The following is a 15,893-nucleotide window of genomic DNA, read 5'->3' on the forward strand; positions in this document are numbered from 1 at the left end:
TTTCCGTGTCCAGATCGTTCATCACTAAACTAAACGTTCGCTCAGAGTACCCTTACCCGCTGGTGAATCCTGCCTGAAACAGGTATTCCCGCCATTTTGTCAAAACCTGATCAATACTTTCAACGACTACGCAGACGTCCCCGTCCGCCTGATTGCCTATTGCTTTCATTCACTATCAACGCTGAAATTATGACCCTATCTGAGCTGACTATCAGCTTCTAACGTCCTGTCTCGCAGGAACGCGGCCCTGAATTCCCTTTATCGTTTACCCTCTGACGGACCGCCGCGCGGTCCGAACGGGATACCTATTCGCTTTTCATCCACTATCTACTCCGAAACAATGAAATCTTTCTCTCTGAGTCTGATTGGCTTGTTGCTGGGCTTCTGTTGCTATGCCCAGCAGCTGACCCTCACGGGACTCGTCCGCGACGAAGCCGGTCAGCCCATTCCGGGCGCCAACGTGGTGATTCAAGGCACCACGACCGGAACCACCTCCAACGGCGAAGGGCGTTTTACGCTGAAAGCAGCACCTTCCGCTATTCTCGAAATCTCGTCGATCGGGTTTATCAAACAGACCGTTCCGGTGAGCAACCGCACGACAATCGAAATTATCCTTCAAAAATCCAGCACCGAACTCGATGAAGTAGTGGTACTCGGTTATAGCTCCACCAAACAGCAGAACATGACCGGCGCGGCGCAGGTCATCACGCCGAAAAACCTGAAAGACGTCACGGCCAACAGCATCGGCCAGATGCTCCAGGGAAAAGCGGCAGGTGTGCAGGTAGGAACCAACTCCGGGGATCCCCGAAGTGCACCGCGTATCATCATTCGCGGAATCGGTACGCTGACGGCGAGCTCTGACCCGTTGTATGTGGTCGACGGCGTCATCGGCGGAATTCCGAACCCCAGTGATATCGAGTCGGTTACGGTTTTGAAAGACGCCTCTGCGACAGCGCTTTACGGCGCCCGGGCGTCCAACGGTGTGATCGTGGTCACGACCCGGAAGGGAGCCGCCGGCAAAACCCGGATCACGGCGCGCCTCAACAAGGGCGTCGGCATGCTGAGCCTGGGGAATTTTTCACTCATGAACGGAGCCCAACTGTATGACCTCCAGAAAAGGGCCTTTGAGCGGGACCGTCCGGGACAAAACGTCAACGACTTCCTTCCTGCTCCGGCTAACAATGCTAACACCAACTGGTTTGACAAGGCCTTCCATACCGCTTCCAATACACTGGCCGAACTGAACGCTTCCGGCGGAAACGGCGCTAACCGCTTCTTTATCAGCGGTAATTATTACAAGGAAGACGGTATTCTGAAAGAAACAGGACTGGATCGTTTCGGCGGACGGATTAACTTCATGCACGACGTCAACGACAAGCTGCACCTGACCCTCAACGGCGCCGGGACCGTCACCCGCGGCTTCGACAATACCGGCGGATCGCTTTACGGCGCGTATACCTACCTCCCTTACGACGATCCATACTACAACGGGCAGCCGTACAACCCCATCACCGGCGCCAAAAAATGGTACGGCCGGGACAACGCGAACTTCATCTACAACCAGCAGTATGACAAGTTCAGCGAAAACACCTACAGTGGAGATCTGCTTTTCAAGGCTGAATATGAAGTACTTCCGTGGCTGACGCTGTCGACTACCAACCGGGCCCAAACCAGTTTCTATACCAGCGAAACCAGCCAGGATGCGCAGGGTAACAGCGCGAAGGACGTGCAGGGCCGGCTTTCTCAATTCTCCAGCCGCAACTATACGCTGTTGACATCCAACCTGTTGCGCTTTCAGCATGATTTTTCGGGCGGACACAGTATTTCCGGTTTGGCGGGTTATGAGTACCAGACGTATTACTATCAATCCATTGGTGCAACCGGCAAGGGTATCTTCTCCGGGCTTGACATCCTGAATGCAACGTCACAGGCGGAAAGCGTAAGCGGGACAAAAGACGATAATGCATTCTCATCCCTGCTGTTTCAGGCAAATTATGGCTACGAAGGCAAGTACCTCATTACGACGTCTTTCCGTCGGGATGGCTCGTCGAAATTCGGACGAAACAAACGCTATGGCAACTTTTATGCGGTAGGTCTGACCTGGAACGCGTCGAAAGAACCCTTCCTAATCGACAGTAAAACGCTGACCAATTTGAAATTCCGGGCCAGCTACGGTACCACCGGAAACGCCGACGGCATCAGCAGCTACGCCGCGCAGGGACTGTACAACCTGACGCAGCAATATGCCGGGGTACCGTCGGCCTACCCGTCGCGGATCGAGAACCCGAACCTGACCTGGGAAGTATCGAACAATGCGAACGTCGGCGTAGACTTCACGTTGTGGAAGCGACTGTCCGGAACGGTGGACGTGTATAATCGCCTCACCAACCACCTGCTCTTCAACCGCCCGCTGCAGGGCACGAGTGGCTATTCCTTCATCACCGAAAACATCGGCGCGGTGCGTAACCAGGGGATTGAAGTGACGCTGTCGGCTGATATTGTAAACAAAGGGGATTTCAGGTGGACGATGGACATCAACGCCGGCACGAACCGCAACAAGGTCACCGAGCTGTACTCCGACCGGACGTTTGTCGCCAACGGTCTTCGCCCCTTTGCGCTGGATAAACCGCTCAACAGCTGGTATGCGCGGCGCTGGATGGGCGTAGACGCCACCAACGGAAACCCGCTCTGGGAAAAAGTCAATGCGGACGGTACTACGGCTTCGACCTCCAACTACAACGAAGCTACGCTCCAGTTTATCGGCAGCAACGCCAATCCGAAGCTGTTCGGCGGCATCCGCGAAGTGCTTTCGTGGAAAAACCTGGAGCTGAACGCCTTCTTCACGTATCAGACCGGCGCGATGATCTACAACGGTGATCGCCAGCTGTTTGACAGCGACGGCGCGTATGACCGCTACAACCTCATGAACCTCCACAACGGCTGGACGCGCTGGGAAAAAGCGGGAGATATCGCTACACATCCGAAGTATGTTTTGGGTGGAAACAATAACTCGCAGCGGCCGTCGTCCCGCTTTATCGAAAACGGCAACTACCTCCGTCTGCGGACCGTCAGCCTGAGCTACGACATGCCGTCTGCTCTGGTGAAGAAAGCCAAAATGGACGGTATTCGTCTGACAGCATCGGCGGATAACCTCTTCACGATCACCAATTTCTCGGGTATTGACCCGGACATTCCGGGTAGCGGCGAAGTGGGTACCAAGTATCCCTTCAGCAAGAAATTCGTCTTTGGCATTCAACTCAGCTTTTAATCCGTACTTCGTATGAAGCCTTTTCATAAATACCTTCCCCTCGTACTGCTTCTGGGCGCGGCGTCCTGCAGCATCGAGAAGACCCCGTACGACGGCCTGCCCGAATCCGAAATTCTGAAAACGGAACTCGGTCTCCGCGCGGCGACGGATGGCAACTATACCATCATCAAAGAATCCGACTATACCCGGAACCTGTACATCATGAACGAGTATCAGGGCGACAACATCACCCTGAGCGGGACGACCACCGACCCCCTCTTCCTGACGTATACCTACCGCCACACTGCCGATCAGGGCAATACCCTGCAGATCTACAAGAAGGCTTATGCAGCGGTTATCGGCTGCAACAAGGTTATCAACGCGATCAAGCCGGGTACTTCGGCGGCGCTGGACCAGGCGCTGGGAGAAAACCTCTTCCTCCGGGCGATGATCCACTTTGACCTCGTACGCCTCTTCGGCCGGCCGTATACCCAGAGTCCGGAAGCGAATGCGGGGATTATCATCAAAACCGATCTCACGGCCGACGACAACGCCAAACGCGCTACGGTCAAGGAAGTATACGATTTCATCGTCGCGGAGCTGAAAAAGGCAGCGCCGCTGATGACCGTCCAGAAAAACAGCAGCTATGCCGGCGCGGAAGGCGCAGCCGCCCTGCTCGCCCGCGTATATCTGTATATGGGCCAGAACGATCTGGCCATCGAACAGGCCAACAAGGTCATCAACAGCGGGAGGTATACGCTGGCTACGCCGGCACAAGTGCCTGATTTCTTTGCGGTTAACAACGAAGACAACAAGGAAATCATCTTCGCCATCAAACATACCCTGAAAGATGACCGCGGCTGGAGCGCCATCGGCTCGATGTACTACACCTCTCCCGGCGGTGTGGGCTGGGGTGAAGTATATGCCTCGCAGGCATACCAGGACCTGGTGAATAAATTCGACAACGACAAGCGTCGCTCGTTTCTCGTCAAAAAACTGACGTCCACCGGCGAACAGGAAAAGCGGAATGGTATTAATAAGGTGTATATCACGAAGTTTTCGAATCAGGGCGGTATTGCGACGCTGAGTTCGCCGGTAGTGCTGCGTCTTTCGGAAATGTACCTGACGCGGGCTGAAGCACTGGCGAAAAAAGGGCAGAACGAAGACGCCCTCGCCGATGTCAACCTCATCCGGAAGCGTGCCGGTCTGAGCGGCGCCGACCTTTACTCTGCTACAGACCTGAAAGGTCTCGCCAGCGTACTTGAGGTAGTATTGCAGGAACGTCGCCTGGAACTGGCCTTTGAAGGCCACCGTGCCTTTGACCTTTTCCGGAATAACCTGCCGCTCGTCCGGAACTACCCCGGCTACCACAACACCCAGAACGGGCAACAGACGGTACCGGCAAATGACAAGCAGGTCGTCCACCTCATTCCTGAATCTGAAATCGTACTGAATCCGAATTTGAAGCAGAATCCGTTGTGAGGGTTGGGGGTTTCAGTTTAGAGTTTAGAGTTTAGAGTTTAGGGTTTAGAGTTGGGGCTGGCAGGGATGCCGGCCCTTTTTTTGCGGGCAACCGTCTTTGCTTCGATTCTGAAAACAAAATTGCAAACACCTTATACGGCAGGTAATTGGGTTTGCGTCGAAAGCAAAAGACCTGGCAGCAGACCATCTTTGCTTCGACTCAAAAACAAAACTGTAAATACCCGAAAGCAAAAGGGGCCGGCATCCCTGCCAGCCCCCAACTCTAAACCCTAAACTCCAAACTGAAAACATCAAACCACCGCCGCCTCACCACACCTTCAACACCACCCCCGCCAACGGAGGCAGGCTGATACCAATGGAGTAGGCTTTTCCGTGCCAGGCTTTGTCGTCGGTCATGTAGGTGCCGTTCTGGTACTGCCCGGTTCCCCAGAAACCAATGGTATCGGAGTTGAAGATTTCGGTGTACATGCCCTGCATCGGCACGCCGATCCGGTAGTTCGTCCGCGGAACGGGCGTGAGGTTCAGCGCGATGATCAGGGTATCCTTCGGGCTGTTGCCTTTCCGGCTGTAAATCAGGATGGAGTTTTCACTGTCCTGGGTATCGATCCACTCAAAACCTTCGGGCGAGAAGCTCTTGTCGAACAGCGCCGCCTCAGTGCGGTACAACTGGTTGAGTTGCTTCACAAACGCTTTCATGCCCTGGTGGGGAGGATACTGAAGCAGGTGCCAGTCGAGCGATACCTGGTAATTCCATTCCGACGTCTGCCCGAATTCCCCGCCCATAAACAGGAGTTTCGTACCCGGATGGGTAAACATATAAGTATACAACAGGCGGAGGTTAGCGAAACGCTGCCATTCATCGCCCGGCATCTTCGAAACGAGGGCTTTCTTCCCGTAAACAACCTCATCGTGCGACAACGGCAGCATAAAGTTTTCGCTGAACGCATATACCGTACTGAATGTCAGCTGGTCCTGGTGATACTTCCGGAACGCGGGATCTTTCTCGAAGTACTTCAGCGTATCGTTCATCCAGCCCATCATCCACTTCATACCGAAGCCAAGACCGCCGGTGTAAACCGGACGGGATACCCCCGGAAACGCCGTTGATTCCTCGGCAATGGTTTGGGTATCCGGATATTCCCGGTAAATAATCTCATTGAGTTCGCGGAAGAGGGAGATGGCTTCGAGGTTTTCCCGGCCACCGTAGGCATTGGGTACCCATTGGCCTTCTTCCCGGGAATAATCGAGGTAGAGCATGGATGCCACCGCGTCAACGCGGAGACCATCTGCATGGTACCGGTCAAGCCAGAAAACAGCGTTGGACAACAGGAAGCTGCGTACCTCGTTCCGGCCATAATTGAAAATATAGGATTTCCAGTCCGGGTGATAGCCCTGCCGGGGATCCGCGTGTTCAAACAGGTGCGTACCGTCGAAATGATACAAGCCGGTAGCGTCGCCGGGAAAGTGGCTCGGTACCCAGTCGAGCAGGACACCGATACCGTTTTGGTGCAGCTTTTCAAACAGCTGCATCAGGTCCTGCGGAGAGCCATACTTGGTATTGGCCGCGTAGTAGCCGGTAATCTGATAGCCCCACGACGGCTCATACGGGTGCTGCATGATCGGCATAAACTCGACGTGCGTAAACCCGCATTGTTTGACGTGCTCCACCAGCCGGTCGGCAAACTCCGATACCGGCAGTCGACGCTCCGGATTACCCGGATCACGTACCCAGGACCCCAGGTGTACTTCGTAGACCGAAACCGGGGCGTTGAGCTTGTTGTGCGCGTGGCGGTTTTCCATCCACTCCTGGTCCTTCCACTCATACCAGGTATCCCAGACGACACTGGCGGTCGACGGCGGCTCTTCCCACTTCAACGCATACGGATCGCCTTTTTCGAGCTCCTCGCCTGATTGGGAAACGATAAAATACTTGTACACTTCGCCGTTTCCGACATTCGGAATCCAGCCTTCCCAGATACCGGAGCTATCCAGCCGCACAAACAGCGGGTTGGCGCCGCGGCTCCAGTAGTTGAAATTTCCGACTACCGCCACGTATTTGGCATTCGGCGCCCAGACGGCGAAGTACGTTCCCGTAATCCCCTGATGGGTCACGACATGAGAGCCGAATTTTTCATAAAGCCGGAAATGCTTGCCCGACGCAAACAGGTGGATATCGAACTCGGTAAACAGGCTGAATGGTTCGACCGCTTTTGGTTGATAGTTGACTGCTGCAGAAGCGCCCTCCGGGGCATCGTCCTGGGTTTGGGAAACAGGCTTACGGTCTGCCATTTTCGAAAAAGAAGCAAATGTTTGAGAACTGCAATTAAGGAATTGTTTTGGTTCGCGTACCGCCCGCTTTCTATTTTCCGTCGAAACCTTCCGGAAATCTCTGCACCGCCTCTGCCTGTGGTCACGCAATCCGAAAAATATAGTATAATTCCTTCGCAAAATAGCTTTTTTCCCATAATGTGGAAAAAGTGAGGCGCCGCCACCTGATATTCTCTGCTTCCCAACCCTTTGCTCCTTCCCAAAAAAGAAGGAGGTCAGCGACCTCCTCTTTTCGGCTAATCCAACTTACTAGATAATGACAGGTATTTTCCGGGGTCGGAGCCGGCCGTTAGCCGGATCGTCCTCTTCGACGGAAAAACCATACCAGACGGTTGGATATCAGACTATTCGGGATAATACTCTCACTGCCGGACAACCCGGAATGACCGGCGAATACCGCCGATCGTTTCTATTCCGATGACATACATGCCCGCCGGCTGGTTTCCGAGTCGGACGGTTTCGGTTTCTTTTTGCGCGACAGACGACCACACCACGCGCCCGTGTACATCGGCGACCACGATCTTTTCTCCACCATGCAGCCGGCTGATGCGCACGGCGTCTGTCGTCGGATTCGGCGCCGTCAGGTACTGCGCGCCATTCGCCGTTTCTACGGAGATGACCGGGCTGTTTTCGGATTTCCCATCCAGATCCACCTGCCGGAGGCGGTAATAGGCGACCGGCTGAAGAACCTGCCCGTCGCGGTACTGGTACGTCAGTTTTCCGGTTGAAAAGCCACCATCAGCGCGGGAGGTTACGAATCCCAGGGTTTCCCAGGCGCGGCCGTCATAGCTTCGCATGACGTCAAATCCCCTGTTGTTTTGCTCACTGGCAGTGGTCCAGGATAGCTGAACGGTATTTTCTCCATCTGCGACACCCGAGAACGACAGCAGCCGTACCGGCAGGGAGGAGGGCGTAACGGTAAGTTTCAGGTCTTCCACTTCCCCGCCCTGCACAAGGCCTGTGCCGGTTTCCATGAACTTGAAAGCCTGTCCGATGCGCACCCGGACTGTTTTTGTTCCCGGTGATACCGATGCCGGAAGCGTCCCGTCGAAATTACCCGGAGCAGTCGTCCAGAGAAGCGTTGCAGCCGAGCTGCCGGGACCTACCAGAACGGAAGCCCTTTCCGAATCCGAAAAAGAGCCGTCGTTGTCCCAGTCTACCCAGGCCATAACCCACGCATTGGACTGTCCGCCGGTCAGATTATTCACGTATGGTACTGACACAGTGTAAGTTGTATTTCCGGCGATATAGTCGGGAAAGACAATATCCTCGTCGTCATAACCTGCCGTATTGGTATCGTCTGCGTCGGTTGACGCCGACCCGGCAACGGCTACTTCGTAGTCCGGCCGTGTGGCGCCGAGATAGGTCGAAGGCCCGCAAAGAACAGGCCCATGACCCGCATCGCCATAGCTGGCCGGCGCGTCGCCGTGGTCATATACGGTGCCCATCAAAACGGTTTCTGCCTGGACATAGTAGTCGTAATCTCCTGCACCGGCGTCGGCGTTGTAGTTCACCCAGGCATCGGCGTTTCCGTCGATCTGCAGGCCGATCCGTATCCGGACATCCGTAATCGACTGGCCGTTTCCGAGGTAGCCCAGGTTCAGTACCGGAACCATAGCCGGCATGGCAAGCGACGCCGACGCGGTGTATACTGTCCCCGTGCCGCCGTCGGTAAACGAAGCGCTCATGGCCGGGTCGAAATCCGCCAGGTGGTATCCGGAAGCTCCGGCTGTCGCCTGTACGGGCATCAGGTTGATGTCGTAAGTCGTGTACGATACGCCGTTGACAATTACATCCAGAATACCGAAACGCGCCTGCTGGCCTGATCCAAGGGTACCCTCCCAGCGCTGCGTCGCCTGATTCCAGGTAAAGTACTGAAACGGCGTGGAAGCAATGTTCTGCGTCCAGAAACCCAGGCCTTTCAAGGCAATGAGCACGTTGCCGACATCGCTGCCGGTGTTGTTCAGGATATTGACACCGCCGACTTCAAACTCATTCGTTCCGGAAGCCGAGGCAGATGCATTCTGCCCGAAATAGATGTTCAGCGGAGCCGCCGACGGAACAAGTTGAAAGGAGAAAGAAGAAGTCTTCGCAGCGCTGATCGGTACACTGCTCGCGCTGCTTTCGAAATTACAGGTAGTAAGGGTGGGAAATTGTGCCAGAAGAGGCTGGCAGATACCCAGCCAGCCGGCAACGAAGAAGTAAAGTTTTCTCACGGAGATGAAAGGAAGTAATGATCGGATAATTCACAGGCTACGGCGGAATTATCACAAATTACTTACGACAGGAGAGAAAATTCACTACATACAACCACTCATTTTATAATAAATAACATAGAAAAGCCATTTTCATTTATAGATATGAACTACTATCATATTACCAGATAACTTTTCTTCTCCTTTTTATATAGGAGGAATCGATTTGGCTGCGTTTCCTGAAAACACGAAGAAGCCGGACTTTTGCCCGGCTTCTTCGTGTTTTCAGGAAATACCGAAGTTTTCTGACGAGGAGATATTACTTCATCCGTACGACCGTCACACCGGCGCCGCCCCGATCCGCATGTTCGTCGGTCATCGCTGCTACCTGTGAGTACCCGCGCAGGTGGTTCCGGATGAGCTGCCGCAGGATACCGTCGCCTTTGCCGTGAACGATCCGCAGTTCCGGATACCCGAGCATGATGGCATCGTCCATGAAATGATCGACTTCCACCATCGCCTCTTCGCCCCGTTTGCCCCGGATATCGAGATTGAAGGAGAAATTAATCGCCTTTTCATTGAAGTCTACGCCGGTGAGCTTCGCCCGTGGCTTTTCGTCGCCGGTAGCGGCCTTGAACTCCCGCCGGGATACTTTCTCGAGCCGGTTGACTTTGAGGGTCGTCCGCAGGTCGCCGATAGCTACGACGGCATCTTTGCCTTTCATTTCGAGTACTTCGCCGACGGTCGACTGCCCTTTGACGCGAACGAGGGAGCCTGTGGAAATTTCCCCGCCAACTACCTCAATTTCCGCTTCTTCTTTCTTCGCCGGTTTGGGTTTTTCGATCTTTTCCTCTTTCAGTTTTTCCTGGGAAAAGTCGACCAGCTGCTGGCGGATTTCCTTTGTAGCGAGCTTCTCAGCGCCCTGCTCCCGGATTTCACGGATTGTGTTTTCGATCTTCGCATTCGCCTCCCGAACAAGTTCCTTCGCCTGCACCTTGGCTTCGTTCAGCAGGCGCTTTTTCTCCGTTTCGAGATACGTTTTCAGGGTCTGGTACTGAGCCGTGAGCTGGTCCAGTTCCTGCTGACGCTGCAGGTTTTGACTATTACGGTCCTGAAAGACCTTCCGTTCGATTTCAAGTTCTTTCGACAGCTTTTCGAAATTCACCTGGTGCCGGTCGAGCTTCTGCCGGGCGGCGTCCAGCACGCCCTTCGGCAGCCCGATTTTCCGCCCGATTTCGAAGGCAAAGGAGCTGCCGGGTTTCCCGGTTTCCAATTCGTATAATGGCTCCAGATGCTCCGCATCAAACCGCATGGCGCCGTTGACGAGGCCTTCCGTCCGGTCAGCGAATGTCTTCAGGTTGGAATAGTGCGTATTGATGACGCCATATGCGCCGGATTTATTCAACTCCTGCAGGATACTCTCAGCAATGGCGCCACCCAGGCTGGGTTCGGTACCCGTTCCGAATTCATCGATCAGGAAAAGCGTCTTCTTATCGGCATGAAGCAGAAAGTGCTTCATATTCGTGAGGTGCGACGAATACGTCGACAGGTCATTTTCCAGGCTTTGTTCATCCCCGATATCCAGGAACAGATTCCGGAAAAGGCCCATCGTCGAGTGGTCGGCTACCGGCACCAGCAATCCGCACTGAAACATGTACTGAATCAGGCCGATCGTCTTGAGCATTACGGATTTACCGCCCGCGTTCGGCCCGGAAACGAGGAGAATCCGGCGGGGTTCATCCAGTTTTACGTTCAGCGGAACGACGGATCTCCCTTGCTTGCGGAAGCTCTGAAAGAGCAACGGGTGCCGGGCTTCACGCCAGTCGACCAGCGGCTTCGCTTCAAAAAACGGCGCGCTGGCGCCCAGATCAAGAGCCAGGCGGGCTTTGGCCCGGATGAAGTCCACCAGACCGAGAAAGGTAAAGGCACGTTTCAGCTCGTCGGCGTAAGGACGAACTTTGCCGGTGAGGTCTGTCAGAATCCGGATGATTTCGCGGCGTTCCCGGGATTCCAGTTCACGGATTTCGTTGTTGGCTTCCAGGGCGTCGGCCGGTTCCAGAAAAACCGTCTTCCCCGAATCCGATTCGTCCTGGACAAAGCCTTTGATTTTTCGCTTGTGTTCGGCGACGAGGGGAATCACCATCCGGCCATTCCGGACTGTCATGGAGGCGCCCTCCGGTACCCATCCGTTCGAAACCGCTGTTCTGAGCATGGATTCGAGGGTTTTCCGAAGGCGGGCCTGTTCGGCGATCAGCTCCCGGCGGATATGCTGGAGTTCGGGCGACGCGTTGTCGCGCAGGCGGCCGCGGTCGTCAATGATCCGGTCAATATCCTTCAGCAGCGCGGAAAGCTCCTCTCCTTTTTTGGTACCCGTCTCCGATGGAAACGCCTGAACGATCAGCTCTCTCAGATACGGAAACGAAGGTTCTTCCTTTGCTTCGAAAAAGCGGACGATACTTTGAATAGTCCGAAGAGAAAGCTTGAGGCCGAAAAATTCCTCTTCTGTCAGAAAAGCCCCTTCAATACGTGCCTTGGCCAGTTGTTCCGTTGCGTCGATGTAATTCTGCTGGGGAAATTCCGGTTCGAGGGCGATGATGTCTTTCATTTCCGCCACCTGCCCGGTCATCTTCCGGATCAGGTCGGGGCGGTCTGAGAAACGTATTTTTTCGACGAACGACCGTCCCAGCGGCGAGAGGCATGCCTCGTTAAGCCACTGACGGATACGGTCGAACCCGATTTTTTCTTCTATGTTTTTTGGGTAAAGCATGGTTCTGTTGAGCGGGTCGGGCCGGCGGCCGGCGTTCAGGGACTTACCTTCCCGAACTCCCGGGCGATCTGCCGGACCAGTACTTCATTAATACATATGTAGCTCTCGTGCGACCACCCCGCCACGTGCGGCGTAAAGAGGACGTTGGGCAACTGGGCCAGCGCATCGAAGACGGCGTCGGGGCCGGCGGGCAGTTGATGGAGCTTTTCATTCTCGAGGACATCGAGGCAGGCGCCAGATACCTCACCGCTTTGCAGCGCTGCCAGGGTATCTGCCAGACTGACAATCTCTCCCCGGGAGATGTTGATCAGGGTAAACGGCTTCGCAAACCGGCTGATAAACGCGGTGTTGACAAGGTGTTCCGTTTCTTCCGTCAGCGGGATATGGAGGCTGAGGATATCTGCTTCGGCAAAAATCTCTTCCATCGTCGCCTCCTGCGCATAGGTATCGGAATAGCGATCCCGGTACTTGTCGTACGCCAACACCTGTACGCCGAAACCGCTGAGGCGGCGTGCAAAGGCCTGTCCGTTATGGCCGTATCCGATCAGGCCGACGGTTTTTCCGCCGATTTCGGTACCGCGGTTGGCTTCCCGGCGCCAGATTTTCTCCCGTACCTCCCGGTCGGCGGTATGGATATGGTTCATCAGCGCGAGCAGCATACCGGTAGCATGTTCGCCTACGGCATCGGCGTTACCGGCATTGGCGGCAAACAGGCGGATATTGTGCGCTTCGCAGGCGTCGCGGTCGATGAGGTCGAGCCCGGCGCCTGCCCGGCCGATAAATGCCAGGCGTGGCGCGTGTGCGAGGAAATCCTCGTCCACCAGGGTCTTGCTCCGGATGAGCAGGCCTTCGTATTCGCCGATCTGTGCCAGGATTTCGTCCCGTCTGGCTTTCGGCTGATAGCTGTATTCAAACCCGGCTTCGTCGAGCATACCGAAGAGGCTGGGGTGCATTTCGTCGCAGATAAAAATCCGTTTCATATTTCCCTTTGCTCCGGGTACGCGGCCGGAGCATTTATTCCCTTGTCAGACGGGTAACCCGCTGAACAGGCGGCAAAGTTCGTCAGCTTCTGCAAAAAAACCGCATGTATGCTTACGGTTAGCCGCAAACCGGTTACAGACCGGCATATTTCCGAAAAATCAGGGCCTTCCGACAAAATCCCTGACCGATGCTGTAACTTAGCCGGAAGTTATACCGATTTCCCTCGCCGGAACCAGTTTTCTCCGGCAGCAGAACGACCATGAGTGAGCAACATCAGAAGCCTATTATCGGCATCACGCTGGGCGATTACAACGGCATCGGTCCTGAAGTGATCCTCAAGGCTTTACACGGGAACCACCTGAATAAACAAATCACCCCGGTCATCTACGGGTCGATGCGGGTGCTGAACCGGTACAAGCATTTGTTTGACATGAAAGACTGGCAGCTGCATGGCATTGCGTCCATCGGCGCCGTCAATCATAAACTGGTGAATGTCATCTCCTGTTTTGACGACAGCCAGACGACCGTCGAGCCCGGCAAAGTAACGCCGGAAGCCGGCCAGGCAGCCTTTGAATGCCTTCAGCAGGCGGTTACCGACCTGAAAGAAGGGAAAATCGCCGCGCTTGTTACCGCTCCGATCAACAAGCATACCATCCAGTCAGAGTCCTTCAAATTTCCGGGACATACTGAGTTTCTGGCAGAACGGTTTGAGTCGACCGAGTACCTGATGTTCATGGTATCAGAGCGGCTGAAGATTGGCGTTGTTACAGGGCACGTCCCGCTCGGACGCGTCCGTTCCGGCATTCATCAGGACGCCGTTTCCCGCAAACTGACACAGATTGTCAAGTCTCTCCAGGAAGATTTCGGCGTTCAGAAACCCCGGATCGCCGTGCTGGGCCTCAACCCGCATGCCGGTGAAGACGGTCTGCTCGGCAACGAGGAAAAGGAGGTCATTACACCTGTCATCGAGCAATTCCGGAAAAAGAACCACCTGGTATACGGACCCTTTCCTGCCGACGGTTTCTTCGGTGCCGGAAGCTGGCGCAAGTTTGACGCCGTCCTCGCCATGTATCACGATCAGGGCCTGATGCCTTTCAAGATGCTGGCATTTGAAGACGGAGTGAATTTCACGGCGGGTCTGCCCGCTGTCCGGACCAGCCCCGATCACGGAACGGCTTACGACATCGCCGGCAAGAACATTGCCGACCCGGGCTCCATGCTTCAGGCTATTTTTACGGCGCTGGACGTTGTCCGGAATCGCGAGGAATGGGAAGACCTGAAAGCCAACCGCCTCGAAAAAACCAGCGATAAACCGGGCCGCGAAGACAAGCAGGGCCGCCGGGATGACCGTCCGCCACGCGAGGAACGCGCCCGCGACCCACGCCCTGAACGGACGCCACGCGAGGAACGCGCTCCCGAACCGGCCGAAGCTTCCCTCGAAGATATCCCCCTGCCGGAAGTACCGGACGATATTCCGGAGACCGCATTCATCACCGACCTGCCGGAAGGCGATGCCCCTGTAGCGGAGCAGCCGGAGCGCGGACCAAAGGGAGATCGTCCCCCGCGCCGCGACGACCGCGGCCCCAAAGGCCAGCAACGCGAAGACCGCGGTCCGCGGGAAGAACGCCAACCCCGCGAAGAACGCGGTCCGCGTAACCAGCAGGACCGGCCGCCCCGCGAAGAGCGTGGCCCGAAAGACGAGCGTCAGCCCAGAGAAGACCGCGGCCCCCGCAACCAGCAGGAGCGTCCCCCCCGGGAAGAACGCCCCCCGCGGGAACCGCGTGATCAGCAGGAACGCCCGAAAGAGGACGGCGCTCCCCGGGACAATAACCAACCCCGCCGGGAAAAACAGCGCCCTAACCGGAACGAACCCCGCCCGGTACCGCCGCTGTCGCCCGAATTGGTCGACCTGCGTGAAGCACAGCGCGGCCTCATGGGTATTTCCGAGGAAAAAACTACTGAATCACCTGCCTCTAAACCGGATGAGCCGGCCCAGGAATAGCCTTTCATTTGTATGCTCAGATCTATGACCGGTTTCGGCCGGGGTGTCGTCGAATCAAACGGGGTGTCCGTCACCGCCGAAATCAAAACGCTCAACTCCAAGGGAGTCGATATCTTTTGCCGCCTTCCGAGAAGCCTGTCCAGCAAGGAAATTGAGCTGCGCAACCTTCTCTCTGCGGAATTGGAGCGTGGAAAAATCGAAATCAACCTGACTCTGGTCAAGACGGCACAGGCCGAAGCGTCAGTGTCCGTCAACCGCCCGCTAGTAAAAGCGTATTTTCAGGATATCCGGGAAAGCTTTTTCCACCTGAGTAATTCGTTTGACGACCTCGAAATATTCAAAATGGCCATGAGCTGGCCGAATGCCCTGAATACCGAGACCGTCCCCGAAACCTCCGACGCCGAGTGGCAAACCGCCCTTCAGGCCATCCGGACAGCCTTGGCGGAATGCCAGGATTTCCGGGAACGGGAGGGTGGCGTCCTCGTCGATATTTTCGGAGAATGCATCAACCGCATCGAAAACGGGCTGAAGCAGGTAGCCGAACAGGACGTACTTCGCATTCCGGCCGTCCGCGAGCGACTGCTTAAGTCCATCACCGATCTCCTCGGCGAAGAAGGTTTTGACAAGAACCGCTTTGAGCAGGAACTCGTCTACTACGTCGAGAAATATGATATCTCCGAAGAAAAAGTCCGCCTGCAAACGCACCTGGACTATTTCCGGGAAGTACTGACGGAAGGAAACGGCAAGAAACTGGGCTTTCTGGCGCAGGAAATCGGCCGGGAAATCAATACCATCGGTTCGAAAGCCAACGACGCCGTCATACAACGGCTGGTCGTCGGCATGAAAGACGAACTCGAAAAAATCAAGGAACAGACCTCAAACGTCTTGTAA

8 protein-coding genes are annotated in these 15,893 nt (G+C 55.4%); 4 read left to right on the top strand and 4 right to left on the bottom strand.

Annotated elements, in window-relative coordinates:
- Positions 1–340 precede the first annotated feature (340 nt).
- Both BLR09_RS11240 and BLR09_RS11245 read left to right on the top strand, forming a co-directional pair.
- Positions 341–3,268 (top strand): SusC/RagA family TonB-linked outer membrane protein, encoded by a 2,928-nt coding sequence (locus tag BLR09_RS11240; protein ID WP_093201836.1) that lies wholly within the window; start codon positions 341–343, stop codon positions 3,266–3,268.
- A 12-nt stretch (positions 3,269–3,280) separates the two neighbouring features.
- Positions 3,281–4,729, top strand: coding sequence for a RagB/SusD family nutrient uptake outer membrane protein (locus BLR09_RS11245; protein WP_093201838.1), 1,449 nt, complete (start codon positions 3,281–3,283; stop codon positions 4,727–4,729).
- A gap of 306 nt (positions 4,730–5,035) precedes the next feature.
- Here the strand turns inward: BLR09_RS11245 and glgB are convergent, their stop codons facing one another.
- From glgB to BLR09_RS11265, 4 genes are all read right to left on the bottom strand, one after another.
- Complete coding sequence (glgB, locus tag BLR09_RS11250; protein WP_093201841.1) at positions 5,036–7,018, bottom strand: 1,4-alpha-glucan branching protein GlgB; 1,983 nt, start codon at positions 7,016–7,018, stop codon at positions 5,036–5,038.
- 401 nt (positions 7,019–7,419) lie between these two features.
- Positions 7,420–9,273 carry a GEVED domain-containing protein gene (locus tag BLR09_RS11255; RefSeq protein WP_093201844.1) on the bottom strand — a complete coding sequence of 618 codons (1,854 nt, stop codon included), beginning with the start codon at positions 9,271–9,273 and terminating at the stop codon, positions 7,420–7,422.
- 298 nt (positions 9,274–9,571) lie between these two features.
- A complete protein-coding gene (locus BLR09_RS11260; protein ID WP_093201846.1) occupies positions 9,572–12,019 on the bottom strand; it encodes an endonuclease MutS2 in 2,448 nt (815 codons plus the stop codon).
- Positions 12,020–12,054: 35 nt separating this feature from the next.
- Positions 12,055–12,999 (bottom strand): NAD(P)-dependent oxidoreductase, encoded by a 945-nt coding sequence (locus tag BLR09_RS11265; RefSeq protein WP_093201849.1) that lies wholly within the window; start codon positions 12,997–12,999, stop codon positions 12,055–12,057.
- A gap of 260 nt (positions 13,000–13,259) precedes the next feature.
- On the opposite strand from BLR09_RS11265, the gene pdxA reads away from it, so the two are divergent.
- Positions 13,260–15,002: a 4-hydroxythreonine-4-phosphate dehydrogenase PdxA gene (gene pdxA / locus BLR09_RS11270; protein ID WP_093201851.1), complete on the top strand. Its 1,743-nt coding sequence runs from the start codon at positions 13,260–13,262 to the stop codon at positions 15,000–15,002.
- Positions 15,003–15,014: 12 nt separating this feature from the next.
- On the top strand, positions 15,015–15,893 hold the full coding sequence (locus BLR09_RS11275) for a YicC/YloC family endoribonuclease (protein WP_093201855.1): 879 nt from the start codon (positions 15,015–15,017) through the stop codon (positions 15,891–15,893).

The sequence above is a fragment of the Siphonobacter aquaeclarae genome (genome assembly GCF_900103285.1).
In the GTDB taxonomy this organism is placed as follows: domain Bacteria; phylum Bacteroidota; class Bacteroidia; order Cytophagales; family Spirosomataceae; genus Siphonobacter; species Siphonobacter aquaeclarae.

Bases quoted from the DNA above. Each gene is read 5' to 3' on its own strand.
- BLR09_RS11240 (WP_093201836.1), top strand. From the start codon at position 341: ATGAAATCTTTCTCTCTGAGTCTGATTGGCTTGTTGCTGGGCTTCTGT.
- BLR09_RS11245 (WP_093201838.1), top strand. From the start codon at position 3,281: ATGAAGCCTTTTCATAAATACCTTCCCCTCGTACTGCTTCTGGGCGCG.
- glgB (WP_093201841.1), bottom strand. From the start codon at position 7,018: ATGGCAGACCGTAAGCCTGTTTCCCAAACCCAGGACGATGCCCCGGAG.
- BLR09_RS11260 (WP_093201846.1), bottom strand. From the start codon at position 12,019: ATGCTTTACCCAAAAAACATAGAAGAAAAAATCGGGTTCGACCGTATC.
- BLR09_RS11265 (WP_093201849.1), bottom strand. From the start codon at position 12,999: ATGAAACGGATTTTTATCTGCGACGAAATGCACCCCAGCCTCTTCGGT.
- pdxA (WP_093201851.1), top strand. From the start codon at position 13,260: ATGAGTGAGCAACATCAGAAGCCTATTATCGGCATCACGCTGGGCGAT.
- BLR09_RS11275 (WP_093201855.1), top strand. From the start codon at position 15,015: ATGCTCAGATCTATGACCGGTTTCGGCCGGGGTGTCGTCGAATCAAAC.